Origin of the sequence: Aurantimonas litoralis (assembly GCF_026153195.1) — a bacterium.
Taxonomy (GTDB): domain Bacteria; phylum Pseudomonadota; class Alphaproteobacteria; order Rhizobiales; family Rhizobiaceae; genus Aurantimonas; species Aurantimonas coralicida.
Window position 1 is genome coordinate 213,242 of the sequence record NZ_JAPFBM010000004.1, and the last position, 20,173, is coordinate 233,414.

Here is a 20,173-nt window from a genome sequence, read left to right on the forward strand (position 1 = left end):
CGCCTCCGGGAGGTGCCGGCGCCCGTGGCGGCAGGCGGGTGGGGCCGGCGCAGCGATGGCTGGGCCGGCCTACCTGCTGCGGTCGCGCTCGGCATCGAGCTCGGCGGCGCGGCCACGGGTGGCGGCGAAGGTCGAGCTGGAGACCGCGACGCGGACGGCCGGCCGGGTGCCGTTGGTGGCGACCCTCACCAGAACCGCCGGCACGGCGGCCACGGCGAGTTCGGGCTGGTCGTTGGCGCGCAGGGTGGCCCGCGCCTCGTCGTCGAGATCGAAGCCGAGCCTTTCCATCGTGGCTTCCGGCTCGGCCTCCAGGGCCTTGCGGACTTCCGGGTCGGTGAAGATCTGTTGCAGGGCCTTCACATAGGTGTCTTCGCCCTTCTGCAGGTCGGTCATGTCACTGCTCCCTTGTCGTGGACGCCGTGGAAATGTCGCAGGGGAATGCCGATCCGTTCGCCCGGCGGGGCCGGGTTCGGGGGCTCGACCGGGATCTCGCGGCGTGCCGCCTGCGATCCGGGGCCGGCGACTTGGCGCAGGCTCGCCAGCCCATTCTGCTGGAAGGTCTCGAGGATCCGCGGAAAATACTTCGCGACCGGCTCGGGGAAGGCATATTCGATCATGTTGCGGCCCTTGTAGACGGCCTGCGACACGGTGCGCACGGCGGCCACCTTGTCCGAGATCGCATAGATGTCGGCGGTGGGGATCTTCACGCCCGACTGGAACAGATAGTAGTTCGAGAAGAAGCCGAACTCGTCATACATCGCCTCGGTGACGAGGCCGTTGCGCGCCGCCTCGTCCCACAGGCGCGAGCCGGGGATCTGGCAGTACCATTGCAGGAGAACGCGCACCCCGTAGGTGGCGTGGAGATGGGTGGCGAAGGCGATGGTGCGCTCGACCTCTGTGCGGCCCTCCCAGGGCAGGCCGAGGACGAAGGAGAAGTCGGCCCGGTCGGCGATGCCGAATTTGCGCAGGATGCGGGCGGCCTCTTCCAGCTTGGCGCAGGTGGTGCCCTTGCCAATCAGCGCCAGACCCTCGTCATAGCCGCATTCGGCGCCGACCAGGAACTGCACCGTGTGGGGCGCCATCGCCTCGACATAGGCCTCGTCGCAGATATCGTTGGCGCGGGAATCGTAGACCAGGCCGGCGTCGAGCCCGCGCTGGCTGATGATCTGGGCGATGCGGGTGGCGCGCTTGACGTTCATCGAGAACTCGTCGTCGATGATGTGGATGTGGCCGGCGCTGGTGCGCGGCACATGCGGCAGGATCATCTCCAGACGGTCGACGAATTCCTCGGGCTGGATGCCGCGCCAGGTGCGCCGGTAGGAGGTCGAGCAGAACGAGCAGTCGAAGACGCAGCCGCGCGAGGATTCGATCGACAGGGCCTGATAGACCCGGTCGGGCAGGTCGCCGTAATCGGGCACCGGAAAATCGGTGAGCTCGTCCTTGCGGATCAGCTTCTCGATGCTGTTGCGCACGACGACGCCGTCGTCGGTCTTCCAGGAGAGGTTCGGAACCTCGTGGAAATCGCGGGAGCCCTCCAGCGCGTTGGCCAGAGCGACGATGGCGGCTTCGCCTTCGCCGCGCACGACGAACTGCACCGGGAAGGCGGACAGCACATACTGGTCGAACATGGTCGGGTGGATGCCGCCGACGACGACCGGGACGTCGGGCCGGCGACGGCGGATCTGCTTCAGCACCTCGATGGCGGTGGGCCAGGACATGGAGGTGGCGCCGATGCCGACGAGATCGGCACGGTCGATCTCGGCCGAGAAGCCCTGGACCGAACTGGTGCCCAGCGCGATCAGATCGGCGAAATCGACGTGATGGCCGGCCTGAAGCAGGGCGGCGCGCAGGAGATACATGCCATAGGGCGGACATTCGCGATGGGCATCCATCGCGATGGATTCCAGCGTGTCCTCGAACCGATCCATGATCGGGGGCGCACAGAGAACAACCCGCATGACGGTCTCCCGTATTCGGCATCGATGGAACGGCCCCTGCGGGGCCGCTCGCCAGACGCGAGCCTGCAACCGGCAGGGATTATACTGGGCAAAATCAACCCATGATGGCAATCTACAGCAATTCAACCTAAGATGGAAGCCGCATGGCGCGATATCTGACGCAAGGGGAGCCATGACCGGTCCGCAGCAGCCAGACATCGTCGCCTTGCCGCATCTGCATCACCGGGTGTCGCTGACCGTGCTCGCGGTGCTGACGCTGGGGCCCGTCATCTGGCTGGCAGCCGTGCGGCCCGGCGATCTGGCCTATTACGCCATCGGGGGCGCGGCCTGGGCACTCGCCGTCGCGGGGAAGCTGCTCCTGGCGCGGGTGCGGTTCGCGCGGCGCGTGATGAAGGCGGGCGTCGCCGGGGCCGGTCTCTGGGGCCTAGCCTCGGGCCTTGCGGAACTCGGCGTCCTGGCCGCGATCGCTTCTTCCGGCTGGCTGCCGCTGCGACTGGAGGTGGCGGCGATCTGTGGGTTGGGCGCGGCCGGCTTCGAGATCGCCTTCATTCTCGTGACGGGGGCGATCGAGGATTATCGCCATCCCGATCCGGACAAGCTGGCCCGCTGGCTGGCGGGCGCCCGCCGCTCCCTGTGGGTGGCCTATATGGGCGCCATCGAGCGGATCGATGCGACGGCGCTTCACGTGATGACGCGCATTGCGGTGTTCGACGCGATGATCACCCAGGCCTGGGCTCCGGCGCTGGTGGCGCTCGGCCTGTTCGCGCTGGTCGACGGGGCGGCGACTTATGGCGCCGGGCGCGACTGGGACTGGTTCGAGCCGCGGATCTGCCGGGCCTTCTACCTTGCGATTTCCGGCGCGGCCCTGGCGGGTTGGGTCTATGTGGCGCTGCGCCTGGCCGGCGGCTGAGCCGCGGCGGGCAGGGCGCCGGTCGCCCGCGTAGCGTCAGCCGTCATTCACCACCGTCAGGTCCGCCGGCACGCTGCGCTCCAGCACCAGCCGCATGTTGGGCAGATCGTTGCCGTCGAGCTTGGTGACGAGGGCGTCGGTGGTCAGGCCGTGGCCGAGCCAGCGATCCTTCAGCCGGCGGCGCAGGACCGGTTCGGGGACGGCGAGCATCACCGTCAGGTCGAAGCGCTGGCGCAGCGGCGCCCAGGCCGGATCGTCGAGGAGGAGGTAATTGCCCTCGACGAGGATGATGCGGGCCGAGGGCGCGATGATGCGGGCACCCGCGCGGGCGATCTCGATGGCGCGGTCGAAGACCGGCACGGCGACGGCGCGGCCGTCATCGGCCTTCAGCCGGTCGAGGGTGACGATCAGCCCGTCGACGTCGAAAGTGTGCGGTGCGCCCTTGCGGGGGCGATGGCCGCGCGCGTCCAGCACCAGGTCGTCATAGTGGAAGCCGTCCATCGGCAGGATGTCGGCGATCCCCGGCGCGGCGGTGCCGGTCCCGGCCGTCGGCGACGCATCGTTCAACCGGTCGCGCAGATGCTCGACCATGGTGCTCTTGCCGGAGCCGGGCGCCCCGGCCAGCGCAACGATGAGGCGCCGGGAATCGGTGCCCCGGCGCGCGGCGATGGCGTCGAGGATGGGATCCAGGTCGGTCATGGGCATGGTGAGCCTCCGGGAACAGGGAAAACGGTGCGGGAGGACCGGGTGGACGACGGGGCACTGTTCGCATCCGAACGACGGCCGTTCAACAAAGAGAAACGATTCGTCACGAACGGCGCCCTTCCAATTGCGAGGCCAAGGCCGCTTATCTTGCCCCAAGCGACCTCGTGCAACGGAGCGATACCATGACCCTTGCCCTCAAAGGCATTCATCATCTGACCGCCATCACGGCCGATGCGCCCGGCAATCTCCGCTTCTACACGGAGGTCCTGGGCCTGCGGCTGGTCAAGAAGACGGTCAACCAGGACGACACCAGCGCCTATCATCTGTTCTACGCCGACGGAAAGGCGACGCCGGGCACCGACATCACCTTCTTCGACTGGCCGGCCCAGCCCGAGACCCGCGGCAACCATGCGGTCTCGCGGACCGGCCTGCGGGTCGCCGGCCGCGCCAGCCTCGACTACTGGCATGCGCGGCTGACGGAGGCCGGTGTTGCGACCGGCGAGATCGTGGAACTGGACGGCCGCGCCTCGCTCGACTTCGAGGACCCGGAGGGCCAGCGGCTGCGGCTGATCGACGACGGGGGCGCCGGCGAGGCCAATCCCTGGGACGCGAGCAGCGTGCCGGCCGCGCATCAGATCCGCGGCCTCGGGCCGATCACCATGGCTGTGCCGGATCTTGCCCGGACCGCGCCGGTACTGACCGAGATGATGAACATGCGCGAAGTCCGCACCTATGAGGCGGACGGTGCGAGCGTGCATGTGTTCGAGATGGGCGAGGGCGGCCCGGCGGCCGAACTGCACGTCGCGGTGGATCCGTCGCTGCCGGCGGCCGGGCAGGGTGCCGGCGGCGTGCATCACGTGGCGTTCCGCACGGCCGACGTGGAGGAACTGCACGCCTGGACCGAGCGGGTGCGCGGCTTCCGCGTGCCGTCGAGCGGCGAGGTGGAGCGGTACTATTTCCGCTCGCTGTATTTCCGCGAGCCGAACGGGGTGCTCTTCGAGATCGCCACGGACGGGCCGGGCTTTGCCGTCGACGAGCCGATGGAGAGCCTTGGCGAGAGCCTGTCGCTGCCGCCCTTCCTCGAGGCCAAGCGCGCGCAGATCGAAGCCGGCCTGAAGCCGCTCGACCGCTAGAGAAAGGACAGGACATGACCCCCGAGGATTCGAACGCGCTTCTGGCCCGCCATCATCTCGGCCATGCCGGGGCGCCGCTGGAAAGCGCCCGCCGGGTCGTCGTCTGCCTGCACGGGCGCGGCGCGACGGCGGCGGACATTCTGGGCATCGCCGGGGCGATCGGCCTCGGCGACATCGCCTATCTGGCGCCGCAGGCCCGCGGCGGGGCGTGGTATCCGCGCCCCTTCATGGAGCCGCTCCACGCCAACGAGCCGGATCTGAGCGCCGCGCTGGACCGGATCGCGGCGATCCTCGCCGATCTCGACGCGGCCGGGATCGGGGCGGACAAGGTGGTGATCGCCGGCTTCTCGCAGGGCGCCTGCCTGTCGCTGGAATACGTCGCGCGCCATCCGGGCCGCGTGGCGGCCGTGCTGGGCTTCAGCGGCGGCCTGATCGGGCCGTCGGTGGAGGGGCGCGAGGAGACGGGCCGGCTCGATGGCCTGCCGGTGTTCATCGGCTGCAGCGAGCGCGATCCGTTCATTCCGGCCGTGCGGGTGCGCGAGACAATTGCGCATTACGAAGCGCGCGGCGCGGCAGTGACCGCGGTGCTGTATCCGGAGCCCGGCCATACGATCAACATGGACGAGATCGGCCGGGCACGGGCCCTTCTGCAGGGTCTGGCGGGCTGACACGGGCCTGATTCCGGCGGGGCGTCGTCATCGGACGTCCCGCCGGAATCCACTGGTGCGAGTCAAAGCTTCGGCATAGGATGAACCCGGCGGAAGTCCGCCGGGGAGAAGCATTCGATGCGCGGTTTCGGCAGGCTCTTCTTCGTTTTGGCGGTCGCATTGCTGTTTTCGGGGCAGGCCGCAGTGCCTTCCCTTGCGCAAGACGGGCGCCGGGTGATCACCACCGAGGGCGCCGATTATTTCGGCCGCGACTACGACATCCTCAAGGATGTCGATCTCGACCAGTGCACCGCGACCTGTCTCGCCGACGACCGCTGCCAGGCGTTCACCCTCAATACCAACAGCCGCTGGTGCTTCCTGAAGGAGGCGGTGGGCGAATTGCGGACGGTGGCTGGGGCGATTTCCGGCAAGGTGGTGGCCGAGGCCGGGATCGACGCCGACAGCGTCGAGGCGCGCATGGCGGATCTGGCGTTCCTGCCGGCCGCGACGCTGGACGATGCCAGGCAGTTACGGCTGGAGATCGCCAATGAGGACCGCAGCATCCGGTTCGGCGATGCGAGTGCGCTGGAGATTGCCGGCCTCGCGCGAACGGCACTGACCCATCCGCAGGCGATCCGGGCATGGCGGGAAGCGCTGAAGCGCGCGCCGCTGGCGCATTTCGCCTGGCAGGGCATCGCCGATGCGGCGCTTGCCTATACGCCCGAGCAATATGGCGATCAGCCCGCCAACAACCGCCTGCGCGAGGCTGGCGCGATCAACGCCTATCTGACCGCCGGCCATGACGACGAACGCGCCGGGGCGCTGGCGACGCTGGCCCGCGCCTACGAGGCGGCCCAGAACTGGAAGCGAGCGATCAAGGCCTATCGCGAGAGCCTCGATCTGGCGGAGATGGCGGATATTCGCGCCAGTCTCGACGCGGTCGTGGCCGCGCACGGTTTCCGCATCGTCGACAACAGCGTCGACAACAATGCGGCCAGCCCGCGCATCTGCCTGAACTTCTCGGACGCGCTGTCGAGCCAGCTGACCAGTTCGGAGAATGCCGGCGACTTCGTGGAGGTGGAGGGCGGCGAGACCTTGCCGGTGACGGCGAGCGGGTCGCAGATCTGCATCGATGGCGTCAAGCACGGCGAGCGCTACCGCATCGTCGCGCGTCCCGGCATCCGTTCCGTCGATGGCGAGACCCTGTCGCGCTCGGCGGAGGTGAGCGTCTATGTGCGCGACCGCGACCCCTCGGTGCGGTTTGCCACCAATGCCTATGTGCTGCCGGCCGGCGGCGAGACGACGATCCCGGTGACGACGATCAACACCGACGAGATCGAGGCGCGGCTGCAGCGGATGGGCGACCGGGCCCTGTCGCGGGCGATCGCCGACGGGCGGCTGCTGCAGCAATTGTCCGAGTGGCAGATCACCGAGGTGGCGGCCGAAACCGGCGAGGACGTGTGGACCGGCACGGTCGGCGTGGTGCGCGAGACCAACAGCGAAGTGACGACGGCGATCCCGGTATCCGAGATCGTGCCGGAGATCGAGCCCGGGGTCTATGTGCTGACCGCCAAGGCGAAGAACGGCCTGCGATACCAAGACAGCTTCGCCACCCAGTGGTTCGTCGTCAGCGATATCGGGCTGACCAGCCTGGCCGCCGAGGATGGCTTCCACGTCTTCGCGCGCTCGCTGGGCAGCGCCGATCCGATGGCCGGGATCACGCTCGATCTCGTGGCCGCCAACAACCAGGTTCTCGGCACGGCGACGACCGACGCGGCCGGCCATGCGCGGCTGCCGGCGGGCCTCCTGCGCGGCACCGGCGGCGACCGGCCGGCGCTTCTGACAGCAGCGCGGGCGGCAAAGGACTTCGTCTTTCTCGATCTGACCCAGACGCCCTTCGACCTGACCGATCGCGGCGTGGATGGCCGGGCGCCGGCCGGGCCGCTGGACGTGTTCCTGACCTCCGAGCGGGGCATCTACCGCACCGGCGAGACGGCGTTCTTCACAGGCACGATGCGCGACGCCACGGGCGCGGCGGTCGAGGGCCTGACCATGACGCAGATCGTCACCCGGCCCGACGGCGTCGAGCATCGGCGGCGGCAGGTGGCCGATGCGGGTGCCGGCGGTTTCGCCTTCGGCCTCGACCTGCCGGCGGGCGCCATGCGCGGGGTCTGGAAGGTGGCCCTCCATACCGATCCCAAGCAGCCGGCCTTGGCCGAGACGACGGTGATCGTCGAGGATTTCGAGCCGGAGAAGATCGATTTCGAACTGACGACGCAGGCCGAGACGCTCGACCCCGACGCGCCGCCGGTGATCGCGGTGGCGGCGCGCTATCTCTTCGGCGCCCCGGCCGGCGGGCTGGAGGTCGGCGGCGAGGCGGTGCTGACGGCAACCGACCGTCTCGGCGCCTATCCGGGCTACCGCTTCGGGCTGGCCGGCGACGAGACGACGGCGCTGCGCCAGCCGTTCAATGGCGGACAGACCGACGAGGCGGGCGACGCGACGATCGGGCTCGACCCGTTCACCGCGCCGGCGACGACCAAGCCGGTGACCGCCGCCCTGCAGGTGCGGGTGATCGACACCGGCGGACGGCCGGTGGAGCGCAGGCTGGACCTGCCGCTGGCCGGCGCCAAGCCGCGCCTCGGCATCAAGCCGCGCTTCGACGGAACGGTGGGCGAGGGGGCGGAGGCCGGCTTCGACCTGATCGCCATCGATGCCGACGGCGCGCGCATGGCACAGGCCGGGATCGACTGGGTCCTCAACAAGGTGAACACCCGCTTCCAGTGGTACGCGACGGGCGGCAACTGGAACTACGAGCCGGTCCGCAGCACCGAGCGCGTCGCCAGCGGCACGGTGGATATCGGGACCGAGGCGCCGGCGGCCCTGTCGCTGCCGGTGGAATGGGGCGAATACGAGCTGGTGCTGAGCGATCCGTCCGGTGCCGCGGTGCCGGCGAGCGCCGGCTTCGAGGCGGGCTGGTACGTCGCGGCCGCCGCGCTCGACACGCCGGACATGGCCCGGGTGTCGCTGGACAAGCCGCGCTACAGGATCGGCGATACGGCGGTTGTGCGGATCGAGCCGCGCTTTGCCGGAACCGCCGAAGTGCTGGTGATGGACGAACGCGTGATCACCCGGCAGACCGCCGAGATCGATGCCGAAGGCGGCACGGTGGAACTGCCGGTCACCCGCGACTGGGGGCCGGGCGCCTATATCGCGGCGATCGTCTACCGGCCGATGGACCTCGACCGGAAGCGGATGCCGGGCCGGGCGATCGGGCTGGCCCATGCCGAAGTCGATCCGGGCGATCGGGCCCTGCAGGTCGCCATCGCGGCGCCGGAAAAGATCGAGCCACGGCAACGGATGACGGTGGAGGTTTCGGTCGACGGCGTCGCGGCGGGTGAGACCGCCTATTTGACCTTGGCGGCGGTGGACGAGGGCATCCTCAACATCACCGGCTTCCAGCCGCCGTCGCTGAGCGGGCATTATTTCGGCAAGCGGCGTCTCGGCGTCGACATTCGCGACCTCTATTCCAAGCTGATCGACCGGATGCAGGGCGCGCCGGGCAGCGTGCGCTCGGGCGGCGACGCCGGGGCGAGCTATGACAGCCCGCCGCCGATGGAGGCGCTGGTCGCGCTGTTCTCCGGCGTGGTGACGGTCGGCGAGGACGGGACCGCGGCGGTGCCGCTGGACATTCCCGACTTCAACGGCACGCTGAAACTGATGGCGCTGGCCTGGTCGAAGACCGGGGTGGGCGAGGCCGATGCTTCCATGATCGTGCGCGACCCGGTGGTGATCGCGGTCAACCAGCCGCGCTTCCTGGCGCCGGGCGACCGCTCGCGTATCGCCATCGACGTGACCCATGTCGAGGGGCCGACCGGCGCGGCCAGCCTGGCGGTGTCGGGCGCGGAGGGGATCGTCGCCTTCGACGACACCGCGCCGCGGCGCTTCGACCTGGTGGAGGGCCGCCGCGAGACCTTCCTGATGCCGGTGACCGGCGCGGCGGTCGGCGACGGCAGGCTGGAGGTGGCGCTGACGCTGCCGAATGGCGACATCCTGTCGAAGCGGGTCACGCTGCCGGTGCGCTCGATCGCGCCGGAGACCGTCGACAAGAGCGCCGTGACCCTGGCGGCGAATGGCGGGCGGTTCGATTTCGACCGCAGCCTCTTCGCGGACTTCCTGCCGGGCACGGCGACGGCGACGCTGAGCGTCACCGGGGCGGCCGAGTTCGACGTGGCCGGCGTGGTGCGGGCGCTCGACGTCTATCCCTATGGCTGCACCGAGCAGATCACCAGCCGGGCGATGCCGCTGGTCTATCTGGAGCCGACCATCCTCGCCGCCGGCCTCGACCGCGTCGAGGACGTGAAGACGCGGGTCGACGGAGCCATTTCGGGCGTGCTGGCCAACCAGTCGTCCAGCGGCAGTTTCGGCCTGTGGCGGCCCGATTACGGCGACCTCTGGCTCGACGCCTATGTGACGGACTTCCTGACCCGGGCCCGCGAGGCCGGCTACAAGGTGCCGGAGGAAGGCTTCGACCTCGCCATCGACAATCTGCGCAACAGCCTCGCCTATCTGCCGGACGCACCCGACTTCGGGCCGGTGGCCTATGCGAGCTATGTGCTGGCCCGCAATGGCCGGGCGGCCATCGGCGACCTGCGCTATTACGCCGACAACGAGCTGGTGAACTTCCGCACGCCGCTCGCTAAGGCCCAGATCGGCGCCGCGCTGGCGCTCTATGGCGACCGGGTGCGGGCCGAACGGGTGTTCCGCGCCGCGGTCGACGACGCCATCGGCTCGCCGCTGCTCAATTCGCAGCGGGGCGATTACGGCACGCCGCTGCGCGACGATGCGGCGATCCTGACGCTGGGACTGGAGACGGCGATCGACGGGGTCTCCTTCGACGGGCTGGTGCGGCAGGTGAACGATGCGCGGCGGACCCAGCGCTTTACCAGCACGCAGGAGGATTCCTGGTCGCTTCTGGCGGCGCATGCGCTGCTCGACCGCAGCCCGCCCAAGCTGACGGTGGCCGGGCGCGACGTGGAGGGGCCGTATGCGGCGGCCTTCACGGCGGCCGACATCAGCGGCGGGCTGGACATCGCCAATCGCGCGGCAGAGCCGGTGCGGGCCGAGATCACCCTGCGCGGCGTGCCGGAGTTCGCGCCGGCGGCGCAATCGGATGGCTATGCGATCGACCGGCGCTATTACACGCTGGACGGCGATCCGGCCGATCCGTCGGCCATCGGGCAGGGCGAGCGGCTGGTCACGGTGCTGGAGGTGACGCCGCTCGATTCGGGACCGGCGCGGCTGATGGTCGACGACCCGCTGCCGGCGGGCTTCGAGATCGACAATCCGGCGATCCTGCGCGGCGGCGACGTGGCAGCGCTGGACTGGCTGCAGCTGACCGGCGAGGCGGCACATACGGAGTTCCGGGCCGAGCGGTTCCTGGCGGCGATCGACCAGGGCGACGGCGACACGGCCACGAGGCGCTTTGCCTATATCGTGCGGGCGGTCTCGCCGGGCGAGTTCGTCCATCCGGCGGCGCTGGTGCAGAACATGTACGATCCGAGCCGGCGCGGGCGCACCGACGAGACGAGCGTCTCGGTGATCGGTCCGCTGCGGTGAGGGCGGGCGCGATCCGCCGGGCCTTCGCGACGGGGAACTGATCCCATGTCGGCGCGGCGCCGTCTGGCGCAACTGGGGCTGCTCGGCCTGCTGCTGGCCATCGCGATCCTCGGCGCCGGCTATTCGGCCTTCGAGCGGGCGGTGACGGTGCGCATCGCCGCCATCGAGATTCCGGCGACCGGGGTGGAGGTGCGCGACCGCGACGGGGCGCTGCTGCGGGCCTTTGCCAATGGTGACGGACGCTGGCGGCTGGCCGCCGGGGCGGGTGACGTCGATCCGCGCTATCTGGAGATGCTGGTCGCCTGGGAGGACAAGCGCTTTGCCGAGCATGGCGGCGTCGATCCGGTCGCCTTCGTGCGGGCGGCGTGGCAGTCGCTGGCCGAGCGGCGGATCGTGTCGGGCGGTTCGACGCTGACCATGCAGGTGGCGCGTCTCCTGGGCCGCCTGCCGACGGGCAGTCTCGCCGCCAAGGCCGAGCAGATCCTCGTCGCGCTTGCGCTGGAGCGCAGCCGGACCAAGGCCGAGATCCTGTCGCTTTATCTGCAGCTCGCACCCTATGGCGGCAATCTGGAGGGCGTGCGGGCGGCCGCGCTCAGCTTCTTCGGCAAGGAGCCGAAGCGGCTGACGGCGGCGGAAGCCGCGCTGCTGGTGGCGCTGCCGCAATCGCCCGAACGCTATCGGCCGGACCGCTATCCCGACCGCGCCAAATCGGCGCGGGACCGGGTGATCGCGCGGATGGCGACGCTGGGGCTGATCAGCGACGGCGAGGCGGGGCGCGCCATGCGCGAGGCGATGCCCACCGGCCGACGGGCGCTGCCGATGCTCGCCGCCCATGCCTCGGTCCGGCTGCACCAGGCAAAGCCGGAGGCGGCGCGGATCGACCTGACCATCGACAAGGCGTTGCAGGCGCGGCTGGAGGATTATGCGCGCCAGAAGGCGCAAGGCCTGAAGAAGCCGGTGAGCCTTGCCCTCCTGGTGGCGGATGCGGCGACGGGGGAGGTGCTGGCGCAGGTCGGATCGCCCGACCTCTTCGACCGCGAGCGGCAGGGCTTCGTCGATCTGACGCGGGCGACGCGCTCGCCGGGCTCGACGCTGAAGCCGCTGATCTACGGCCTCGCCTTCGAGCGCGGCATCGCCCATCCCGAAAGCCTCGTCGACGATTCACCCGGTGGCTTCGCCGGCTATACGCCGCAGAATTTCGACCGGGAGTTCGAGGGCGTGATCACGGCGCGGCGGGCGCTGCAACTGTCGCGCAACCTGCCGGCGGTGGAACTGCTCGGCGCGGTCGGGCCGTCGCGGCTGGTCTATCGCATGCGACGGGCGGGCGCCGCGCCGGAACTCGGCGACCGGTCGCTGCCGGGGCTGGCCATCGGGCTCGGCGGGCTGGGGCTGACGCTGGAGGACCTGGTGCGGATCTATGGCGGGCTCGCCAATGGCGGCGTCGCCATGCCGCTGCATGTGGAGCGCAGCGGCGAGCCGGTGATGGGCAAGCGCATCCTGTCGCCGCAGGCGGCCTGGTACGTGACCTCGATCCTCGCCGGCGCCTCGACCACCACCAAGGGCTCGCCCGGCGACATCGCCTTCAAGACCGGCACCTCCTACGGCTACCGTGACGCCTGGACCATCGGCTATGACGGGCGGCACGTGGTGGGCGTGTGGCTGGGACGACCGGACGGGGCACCGGTGGCCGGGCTCGTCGGGCAGGATTCGGCCGTGCCGGTGATGCGCGACGTGTTTGCGCGGATCGGTCCGGTGACGCGGCTCGCCGGTCCGCCGCCGGGCATCCTCGCCTCGGCCGGGGGCGGCCTGCCGCCGCCGATGCGCCGGGTCGGCCGGGCCGCGGATCTCGCCCAGAGCGGGCTGAAGCCGGAGATCGTGTTTCCGCCGGATGCGGCGAAGGTGGAACTGGGGCTCGTCTCGGGCGCGGGAAGCGAGCTGTTCCTGAAGGTGAGGAACGGCCAGCCGCCCTTCACCTGGTATGTGGACGGTCGGCCGGTGGCCCGCGACGCGCTGCAGCGGCAGGCGCAATGGCAGCCATTAGAGCCGGGCTTCGTCGACATCTCGGTGGTGGATGCGATGGGTGCCGCAGCGCGCTCGCGGGTGTTTCTCGACTGAGGCGGGGCTGGCGCGGCCCTGAGCGGCGAGGCACTGGCGGGGTGCGGCGAGACTGGCGGCTGGTGCGGCGGGCAGCGTTCTGCGTGTGCCGGCAGCCCGCGGATGATGCTGGATGTGGCAGTCACGCCAGCGGGGCGGCGCGATGGCCGGCCCCGCTGGGTGTTGTTCTTATCGGCGGATGAGGCGGATGGCCTCGCCGACGATGCCACGGCGGAAGAGCAGCACGCAGAGGACGAAGATGATGCCGATCATGACAGTGACCGGGAAATCCATCGACGCGAAATAGTGCTGCATGGTGACGACGAGCGCGGCGCCGATCGCCGGTCCGAAGATCGTGCCCATGCCGCCGAGGAGGGTCATCAGCACGACCTCGCCGGACATCTGCCAGGCCACGTCGGTGAGCGTCGCGATCTGGAAGACGATGGCCTTGGTCGAGCCGGCGAGGCCTGCAATGGCCGCCGACATGACGAAGGCGCCGAGCTTGTAGCGCTCGACCCGGTAGCCCAGCGAGATGGTGCGGTTCTCGTTTTCCCGGATCGCCTTCAACACGTGGCCGAAGGGCGAGTGGACGATGCGCCAGACGGCGAAGAAGCCGAACAGGAAGATCGCCAGGACGAAATAGTAGATGTTGAGCGGGTCGTTGAGATTGACGATGCCCAGCAGATAGCCGCGCGGCACGCCCTGGATGCCGTCCTCGCCATGGGTGAAGGGCGCCTGCAGGAAGATGAAGAAGATCATCTGCGACAGGGCCAGCGTGACCATGGCGAAGTAGATGCCCTGGCGGCGGATGGCGAGATAGCCGACCAGAAGGCCGATCAGGCCGGCACCGCCGGCGCCCAGCAGGATCGCCGAGAGCGGCTCCCAGCCCCAGACCTTGGCGGCGTGGGCGGTGAAATAGGCCGCGCCGCCGAAGAAGGCGGCATGGCCGAAGGACAGGAGCCCGACATAGCCGAGCAAGAGGTTGAAGGCGATGGCGAAGAGCGCGAAGCAGAGCACGCTCATGATGAAGACCGGATAGACGTAGAACGGCGCGACGAGCAGGCCGACCACGGCGATGCCGGCGAGGACGAAGCCGATGGTCGACAGGTCGCGCTGGCCGGGCTTGCGGTCGGGGGCGACGGCGGTGCCGTCGGTTCCCTCGGTGCGGACTTCGCTGGTGTGATCCAGGCTGGTCATGTCACGCCTCCTTCCCGAACAGGCCGGCGGGCCGGATCATGAGCACGATCGCCATGATGACGAAGACGACGATGTTCGAGGCTTCGGGATAGAACACCTTGGTGAGGCCCTCGAGGATGCCCAGCATGTAGCCGGAGATGATGGCGCCGAGGATCGAGCCCATGCCGCCGATCACCACCACGGCGAAGACGATGATGATGAGGTTGGAGCCCATCAGCGGGCTGACCTGGTAGATCGGCGCGGCCAGGACGCCGGCGAGGCCGGCGAGACCGGCGCCGAGCGCGTAGGTCAGGGTGAGGAGCAGCGGCACGTTGACGCCGAAGGCCTGGACGAGCTGCGGGTTCTCGGTCGCGGCGCGCAGATAGGCGCCGAGCCGGGTCTTCTCGATCAGCAGCCAGGTGGAAATGCAGATGACCAGCGAGGCGACGACGACGAAGCCGCGATAGTTCGGCATGAACATGAAGCCGAGATTGGTGCCGCCGGCCAGGAGCGCCGGGGTCGGATAGGGATTGCCCGCCGCGCCGAAATAATAGCGGAAGGTGCCCTCGATGATCAGCGCCAGGCCGAAGGTGAAGAGCAGGCCGTAGAGATGGTCGAGGTCATAGAGCCGCGACAGCATGGTGCGCTCGATCACTGCCGAGAGCATGGCGACGATGAGCGGCGCGACGATCAGCGCCGGCCAGAAGCCGAGGCCGGTATAGGCCAGCACCAGATAGGCGGTGAAGGCGCCGAGCATGTACTGGGCGCCATGGGCGAAGTTGATGACTCGCAGAAGGCCGAAGATGACCGCGAGGCCGAGGCTCAGAAGGGCGTAGAACGAGCCGTTGATGAAGCCGATCAGCAACTGGCCGAGCAGCGCCGGGAGCGGAATGCCGAAGATCATGGTCATGGCGCGTTACACTCCCACCACTTCGTGCAGCCGGTCCATCCGGGCATCGAGTTCGGAGGTCGGGAAGCTCTCCAGGATGTGGCCGTCCTCCATCAGGAAGAAGCGGTCGGCGACCTTGCGGGCAAAGCGGAAGTTCTGTTCCACGAGAAGCAGCGTCATGCCCTTCTTCTTGAGCTCCATCAGCACATCGCCGATGCGCTGGATGATGACGGGGGCGAGCCCTTCGGTGGGCTCGTCGAGAAGGATGATCTTGACGCCGGTGCGCAGGATGCGGGCGATGGCCAGCATCTGCTGCTCGCCGCCGGACAGCTTGGTGCCCGGCGAATTGCGGCGTTCGGCAAGGTTGGGGAAGAGGTCGTAGATTTCCTCGATGGTCATGCCGCCGGGCGCCACGGTGGGCGGCAGCATGAGGTTTTCGGAGACCGTCAGCGTGGCGAAGATGCCGCGCTCTTCCGGCACGTAGCCGATGCCCGAATAGGCGGTGCGGTGGACCGGCACCTTCATCATGTCGGCGCCGGCGATGCGGATCGATCCCTCGCGCCGCGGCAGAAGGTTCATGATGGCGCGCAGGGTGGTCGTCTTGCCGGCGCCGTTGCGGCCGACCAGGGTGATCGTCTCGCCTTCGTGCAGATCCAGCGAGACGCCGTGCAGGACGTGGCTTTCGCCGTACCATCCGTGCAGATCGCGCACCTCGAGAAGGGCAGGGCCCTGCGGGCGGCCCGGGGCCTCAATCATCTTCGCTTCCCATATAGGCTTCACGCACGCGCGGATCGGAACTCACCGTCTCGTAGTCGCCTTCGGCGAGAATCTCGCCGCGCGCCAGGACGGTGACGTAGTCGCAGAGATCCGCCACGACGTTGAGGTTGTGTTCGACCATCACCACGGTGCGGTCCTTGGCGATGCGCTTGATCAGGGCCGAGATGCGACCGATGTCCTCGATGCCCATGCCGGCCATGGGCTCGTCGAAGAGCAGCACCGGCGGGTCGAGGGCGAGGGTGGTGGCGATCTCCAGGGCCCGCTTGCGGCCGTAGGAGAGTTCGGCGGCATCCAGATTGGCGTATTCGGCAAGGCCGACCGCGTCGATCAGCTCGTGGGCGCGATCGTCGAGCGTGTGCAGCACCCGGTTGGAGCGCCAGAACTGCGTGCCGAGATGCGCCTTGCGCTGCAGCGCGACGCGGACATTGTCCAGCACCGTCAGATGCGGGAACACCGCCGAGATCTGGAACGAACGCACCAGTCCGAGCCGGGCGACATCCGCTGGCTTGACCTTGGTGATGTCCTTGCCGCGGAAGGTGATGGTGCCCGATGTCGGTGTCAGGAACTTGGTGAGAAGGTTGAAGACCGTCGTCTTGCCGGCCCCGTTGGGACCGATGAGCGCGTGGATGGTGTTTTCGCGCACGTCGAGATCGACGGAATTGACGGCGGTAAAGCCAAAGAATTCCTTGGTCAGGCCGCGGGCGGACAGAATCGCCTCTTGCGGGGATACGCTCATCGGCGCGGGGTACTCCTGTCAGCGTTAAAACGCATTGCCGGGATGGACGCCGGCCCGCATGGCCGGCCGGCGTCCGCTGTCAGATCAGCCCTTGGGGAAGGACGAGACGTCGCAGCCGCTTTCCTCGACGGTGCCGTAGGCCTCGTCGCCGGGAACGGTGGCGACCTCCTTGTAGAGGTCCCAGGGTCCGGTGGATTCCTCGGGCGTCTTCACCTCGAACAGGAACATGTCATAGACCATGCGCCCGTTCTCCAGGACCTTGCCGTTCTTGGCGAAGAGGTCCTCGACCGGCATTTCGTGCAGCTTGGCGGCGACCGCCTCGGTCTCGTCGGTGCCGGCGGCCTCGATGGCCTTCAGATACTGCAGGACCGCCGAATAGGTGCCGACATGGATCATGTTCGGCATCTTGCCGAAGGCCTTCATGTAGCGGTCGGCGAATTCGCGGTTCTCGTCGCTCTGGTCCCAGTACCAGCCCTCGGTGAGGTTCAGGCCCTGGGCCGCCTCGACGCCGAGACCGTTGACCTCGGCCAAGGTGAAGAGCAGCGCGGCGAGCTTCTGTCCGGACTGGACGAGGCCGAACTCGGTGGCGGCCTTGACGGCATTCGCCGTGTCGAGGCCGGCATTGGCGAAGCCGACGACCTTGGCGCCGGAGCTCTGCGCCTGCAGCATGAAGGAGGAATAGTCGGTGGTGGAGAGCGGATGGCGCACGGCGCCGAGCACTTCGCCGCCATTGGCCTCGATCACCTTGGTGGCCTCGTTCTGGAGCGAATCGCCGAAGGTGTAGTCTGCGGTGACGAAGTACCAGCTGTCGTCGCCGTTCTTGACCAGCGAGCCGGCCGTGCCCTGGGACAAAGCGCGGGTGTTGTAGGCCCAGTGGAAGCCGTAGGGGCTGCACTGGCCGCCGGCGATCTCGGTCGAGCCGCCGCCGGTGGTCATGGTGATCTTCTTCTTCTCACGCGACAGGCCCTGGACCGCGAGGGCCACGGAGGACGTGGTGAGGTCCATGATCGCGTCGACATTCTGGGTGTCGTACCACTCACGGGCGATGTTGGAGCCGATGTCGGCCTTGTTCTGGTGGTCGGCCGAGACGATCTCGATCGGCTTGCCGAGAACCGTGCCGCCGAAATCCTCGACCGCGAGGCGGGCACCGACGACGGAGCCTTCGCCGGCCGTGTCGGCATAGACGCCGGAGCGGTCGTTCAGGATGCCGATCTTCACGACGTCGTCGGAAATCTCCTGGGCCGCGGCGGGAAGGGCAGCGGTGGCCGCGACGCCGGCAGCGCACAGGGCGACGAGGCTGGTCTTCATGGTCATCAAATCGATTCCTCCCTTGGAGCGCGGTCGTCACCTCCCCGTGACGGCTGTCGCGCAACTGCATTGGATCGGCCAAACCCCATGACTGCAAGCCGAAACTTCAGGCACTTGTCCTGGAATCGGGCAGCCGGCCAGAAAGCGGAACGGGGGCGGACGCCAGCGGCGCCGCCCCCGTTCCCGTGTGCGTCCTACTTAGCGAAGCTGGCGACGTCGCAGCCCGAATCCTCGACCGAGAGGAAGGCCTCGTTGCCCGGCACGGTGGAGATCTCGTTGTAGTAATCCCACGGCTGGGTGGAGTCGTCCGGCGCCTTCACCTGGAAGAGGTACATGTCGTAGACCATGCGGCCGTTCTCCTGAACGGTGCCGCTCTTGGCGAAGACGTCCTCGACCGGCAGCTCGTGCATCTTCTCGGCGACGGCGTCGGTGGCATCGGTGCCAGCCGCCTCGACGGCCTTCAGATACTGGGTGACGGCCGAGTAGGTGCCGACCTGGATCATGTTCGGCATGCGCTGGGTGCGCTCCATGAAGCGCTTGGCGAACTCGCGGTTCTCGTCGCTCTGATCCCAGTACCAGCCCTCGGTGAGGTTCAGGCCCTGTGCGGCCTGGAGGCCGAGGCCGTGGACTTCGGCGATGGTGAAGAGCAGGCCGGCGAGCTGCTGGCCGGCCTGGACGATGCCGAATTCAGCGGCGCCCTTGATGGCGCTGGCGGTGTCGAGGCCGGCATTGGCAAGGCCGATGACCTTGGCGCCCGAGCTCTGTGCCTGGAGCAGGAAGGAGGAGAAGTCGGTGGTGCCGAGCGGATGGCGGACCGCGCCGAGGACTTCGCCGCCATTCTCCTTGACGAAATTGCCGGTCTGCTCCTCGAGGGAATAGCCGAAGGCGTAGTCGGCGGTGAGGAAGAACCAGGTGTCGCCGCCGGCCTTGACCAGCGCGCCGCCGGTGCCGACCGCCAAAGCGTGGGTGTCATAGGCCCAGTGGAAGCCGTAGGGGCTGCACTGGCCGCCGGTCAGCTCGGTGGTCGCCGCGCCGGTGGTGATGGTGATCTTCTCTTTTTCGCGGGACAGGCCCTGAACCGCCAGGGCGACCGACGAGGTGGTCAGCTCCATGATCGCGTCGACATTGTCGACGTCGTACCATTCGCGGGCGATGTTGGAGGCGATGTCAGCCTTGTTCTGGTGGTCGGCGGAGACCATCTCGATCGGCTTGCCGAGAACCGTGCCGCCGAAATCCTCGATCGCCATCTTGGCGGCCTCGACCGACCATTTGCCGCCGAAATCGGCGTAGACGCCCGACTGGTCGTTGAGAATGCCGACCTTGACGACGTCGTTGGACACTTCCTGTGCGCTGACGGTCGCCGGTACGAGGACGGCGGCCGCGGCGGTGCCGGCCAGCAGCAGGCGCGTGAAACTCTGCATATTCGGTGATCCTCCCAGATCGTTCGCTTTCGATCGGGCCCCAGGGCCGATGCCCGGTGAGTCACCCGATCAAGAACAGGACCGATGTTGTGGCCAGCCATCGGAAGGGTGTCAAGCTATACTACGCGAGGCTTAGTATCGGTGCGATCTGTGTTGCGAACGTTGGGTTTTTGTCTGTCGGGGGCTTCCTCTAGGGCATTGATCGACACCGGCCGGCGCGGTGAAACCGGGCGTTCGCGGAGCGGCCGGAACCGAGCTCTGTGGGGCTGCGAAGCCAGCGCTCGGCGCCGCCGAGCCAGCGTGCCAGACGCTTTGCCTTGAGATGGCGGTTGATGTCGTAGGCGCGGTCGCCGCGCCGCGCCAGACGCGCCAGATGGCGAAGCTCGGCGGCCAGATGCGACAGCATCTCCCCTCGGTGCCCTTCGGGAATGAGGCTCGGATCGTCGGCGGCGATCGCCGCGTCGAGCGCGGACGACGGGCGCGCGAATGGCCGCAGCAACGCTGCAAGCTGACGCCGGGCGGCGTGGTCCGCGGCGACTCGCCGGCGCGCCGCGACATAGCTGCGGGCGGCCGCCTCAAGCCGGATCTGCGACGCCGGTCGGTCGAAGGATGGGGTCATGCGGATGTCCTCCTCGGATGTCCGCATGAGCCTGGCCCGCGTGGGCGATGGCGGGGAAAAAATTCCTGTTCGGTTTCACGTCAATGCCGGAGTTTCGGCCTGAATGGTCAATCCGGCAGCCGGGCTCGTGCACCATGAAATAGGAATAATTTCCACAATCGACAGCATCTGGCCTAAGAAC

The 20,173-nt window shown here is 68.5% G+C and carries 15 protein-coding genes; 5 read left to right on the forward strand and 10 right to left on the reverse strand.

Annotation, left to right across the window (positions count from 1 at the left end; genetic code table 11):
• Positions 1-69: 69 nt before the first annotated feature.
• A complete protein-coding gene (locus N7I30_RS10820; protein WP_024348765.1) occupies positions 70-393 on the reverse strand; it encodes a hypothetical protein in 324 nt (107 codons plus the stop codon).
• A complete protein-coding gene (locus tag N7I30_RS10825; RefSeq protein ID WP_498638734.1) occupies positions 390-1,958 on the reverse strand; it encodes a B12-binding domain-containing radical SAM protein in 1,569 nt (522 codons plus the stop codon). The genes N7I30_RS10820 and N7I30_RS10825 overlap by 4 nt, the downstream gene beginning before the upstream one ends.
• A gap of 172 nt (positions 1,959-2,130) precedes the next feature.
• On the opposite strand from N7I30_RS10825, the gene N7I30_RS10830 reads away from it, so the two are divergent.
• The gene (locus N7I30_RS10830) at positions 2,131-2,868 is read left to right on the forward strand and encodes a hypothetical protein (RefSeq protein WP_498638735.1); all 738 of its coding nucleotides are present in this window, start codon (positions 2,131-2,133) and stop codon (positions 2,866-2,868) included.
• Between the two features lie 36 nt (positions 2,869-2,904).
• On the opposite strand, the gene N7I30_RS10835 is transcribed toward N7I30_RS10830, so the two are convergent.
• Complete coding sequence (locus N7I30_RS10835) at positions 2,905-3,573, reverse strand: nucleoside triphosphate hydrolase (RefSeq protein WP_348646340.1); 669 nt, start codon at positions 3,571-3,573, stop codon at positions 2,905-2,907.
• Positions 3,574-3,755: 182 nt separating this feature from the next.
• On the opposite strand from N7I30_RS10835, the gene N7I30_RS10840 reads away from it, so the two are divergent.
• From N7I30_RS10840 to pbpC, 4 genes are all read left to right on the forward strand, one after another.
• Positions 3,756-4,706 carry a ring-cleaving dioxygenase gene (locus N7I30_RS10840; RefSeq protein WP_498638737.1) on the forward strand — a complete coding sequence of 317 codons (951 nt, stop codon included), beginning with the start codon at positions 3,756-3,758 and terminating at the stop codon, positions 4,704-4,706.
• A gap of 14 nt (positions 4,707-4,720) precedes the next feature.
• Entirely contained in the window at positions 4,721-5,374 is a 654-nt protein-coding gene (locus N7I30_RS10845) for an alpha/beta hydrolase (RefSeq protein WP_498638739.1), read from the forward strand.
• A gap of 213 nt (positions 5,375-5,587) precedes the next feature.
• A complete protein-coding gene (locus N7I30_RS10850) occupies positions 5,588-10,972 on the forward strand; it encodes an alpha-2-macroglobulin family protein (RefSeq protein ID WP_498638743.1) in 5,385 nt (1,794 codons plus the stop codon).
• A 45-nt stretch (positions 10,973-11,017) separates the two neighbouring features.
• Positions 11,018-13,087, forward strand: coding sequence for a penicillin-binding protein 1C (gene pbpC, locus N7I30_RS10855; RefSeq protein WP_498638745.1), 2,070 nt, complete (start codon positions 11,018-11,020; stop codon positions 13,085-13,087).
• 168 nt (positions 13,088-13,255) lie between these two features.
• Here pbpC and N7I30_RS10860 read toward each other — a convergent pair whose 3' ends face one another.
• The 7 genes from N7I30_RS10860 to N7I30_RS10890 form a co-directional block, all read right to left on the reverse strand.
• Positions 13,256-14,263, reverse strand: coding sequence for a branched-chain amino acid ABC transporter permease (locus tag N7I30_RS10860; RefSeq protein WP_498638746.1), 1,008 nt, complete (start codon positions 14,261-14,263; stop codon positions 13,256-13,258).
• A 1-nt stretch (position 14,264) separates the two neighbouring features.
• Positions 14,265-15,152, reverse strand: coding sequence for a branched-chain amino acid ABC transporter permease (locus N7I30_RS10865; protein WP_009208875.1), 888 nt, complete (start codon positions 15,150-15,152; stop codon positions 14,265-14,267).
• Between the two features lie 6 nt (positions 15,153-15,158).
• Positions 15,159-15,887: an ABC transporter ATP-binding protein gene (locus N7I30_RS10870; RefSeq protein ID WP_024348756.1), complete on the reverse strand. Its 729-nt coding sequence runs from the start codon at positions 15,885-15,887 to the stop codon at positions 15,159-15,161.
• The gene (locus N7I30_RS10875) at positions 15,880-16,644 is read right to left on the reverse strand and encodes an ABC transporter ATP-binding protein (RefSeq protein ID WP_024348755.1); all 765 of its coding nucleotides are present in this window, start codon (positions 16,642-16,644) and stop codon (positions 15,880-15,882) included. Before N7I30_RS10875 ends, N7I30_RS10870 begins: the two co-directional genes overlap by 8 nt.
• An 84-nt stretch (positions 16,645-16,728) precedes the next feature.
• Positions 16,729-17,952: an ABC transporter substrate-binding protein gene (locus tag N7I30_RS10880; protein WP_498639084.1), complete on the reverse strand. Its 1,224-nt coding sequence runs from the start codon at positions 17,950-17,952 to the stop codon at positions 16,729-16,731.
• A gap of 194 nt (positions 17,953-18,146) precedes the next feature.
• The gene (locus tag N7I30_RS10885) at positions 18,147-19,373 is read right to left on the reverse strand and encodes an ABC transporter substrate-binding protein (RefSeq protein ID WP_029702526.1); all 1,227 of its coding nucleotides are present in this window, start codon (positions 19,371-19,373) and stop codon (positions 18,147-18,149) included.
• A 190-nt stretch (positions 19,374-19,563) separates the two neighbouring features.
• Positions 19,564-19,992, reverse strand: a complete 429-nt coding sequence (locus tag N7I30_RS10890) for a hypothetical protein (protein WP_498638749.1) — start codon at positions 19,990-19,992, stop codon at positions 19,564-19,566.
• Positions 19,993-20,173: the final 181 nt, after the last annotated feature.

Coding starts and splice junctions, on each gene's coding strand:
- N7I30_RS10820 (WP_024348765.1), bottom strand. CDS start 393: ATGACCGACCTGCAGAAGGGCGAAGACACCTATGTGAAGGCCCTGCAA.
- N7I30_RS10825 (WP_498638734.1), bottom strand. CDS start 1,958: ATGCGGGTTGTTCTCTGTGCGCCCCCGATCATGGATCGGTTCGAGGAC.
- N7I30_RS10830 (WP_498638735.1), top strand. CDS start 2,131: ATGACCGGTCCGCAGCAGCCAGACATCGTCGCCTTGCCGCATCTGCAT.
- N7I30_RS10835 (WP_348646340.1), bottom strand. CDS start 3,573: ATGCCCATGACCGACCTGGATCCCATCCTCGACGCCATCGCCGCGCGC.
- N7I30_RS10840 (WP_498638737.1), top strand. CDS start 3,756: ATGACCCTTGCCCTCAAAGGCATTCATCATCTGACCGCCATCACGGCC.
- N7I30_RS10845 (WP_498638739.1), top strand. CDS start 4,721: ATGACCCCCGAGGATTCGAACGCGCTTCTGGCCCGCCATCATCTCGGC.
- pbpC (WP_498638745.1), top strand. CDS start 11,018: ATGTCGGCGCGGCGCCGTCTGGCGCAACTGGGGCTGCTCGGCCTGCTG.
- N7I30_RS10860 (WP_498638746.1), bottom strand. CDS start 14,263: ATGACCAGCCTGGATCACACCAGCGAAGTCCGCACCGAGGGAACCGAC.
- N7I30_RS10865 (WP_009208875.1), bottom strand. CDS start 15,152: ATGACCATGATCTTCGGCATTCCGCTCCCGGCGCTGCTCGGCCAGTTG.
- N7I30_RS10870 (WP_024348756.1), bottom strand. CDS start 15,887: ATGATTGAGGCCCCGGGCCGCCCGCAGGGCCCTGCCCTTCTCGAGGTG.
- N7I30_RS10875 (WP_024348755.1), bottom strand. CDS start 16,644: ATGAGCGTATCCCCGCAAGAGGCGATTCTGTCCGCCCGCGGCCTGACC.
- N7I30_RS10880 (WP_498639084.1), bottom strand. CDS start 17,952: ATGAAGACCAGCCTCGTCGCCCTGTGCGCTGCCGGCGTCGCGGCCACC.
- N7I30_RS10885 (WP_029702526.1), bottom strand. CDS start 19,373: ATGCAGAGTTTCACGCGCCTGCTGCTGGCCGGCACCGCCGCGGCCGCC.
- N7I30_RS10890 (WP_498638749.1), bottom strand. CDS start 19,992: ATGACCCCATCCTTCGACCGACCGGCGTCGCAGATCCGGCTTGAGGCG.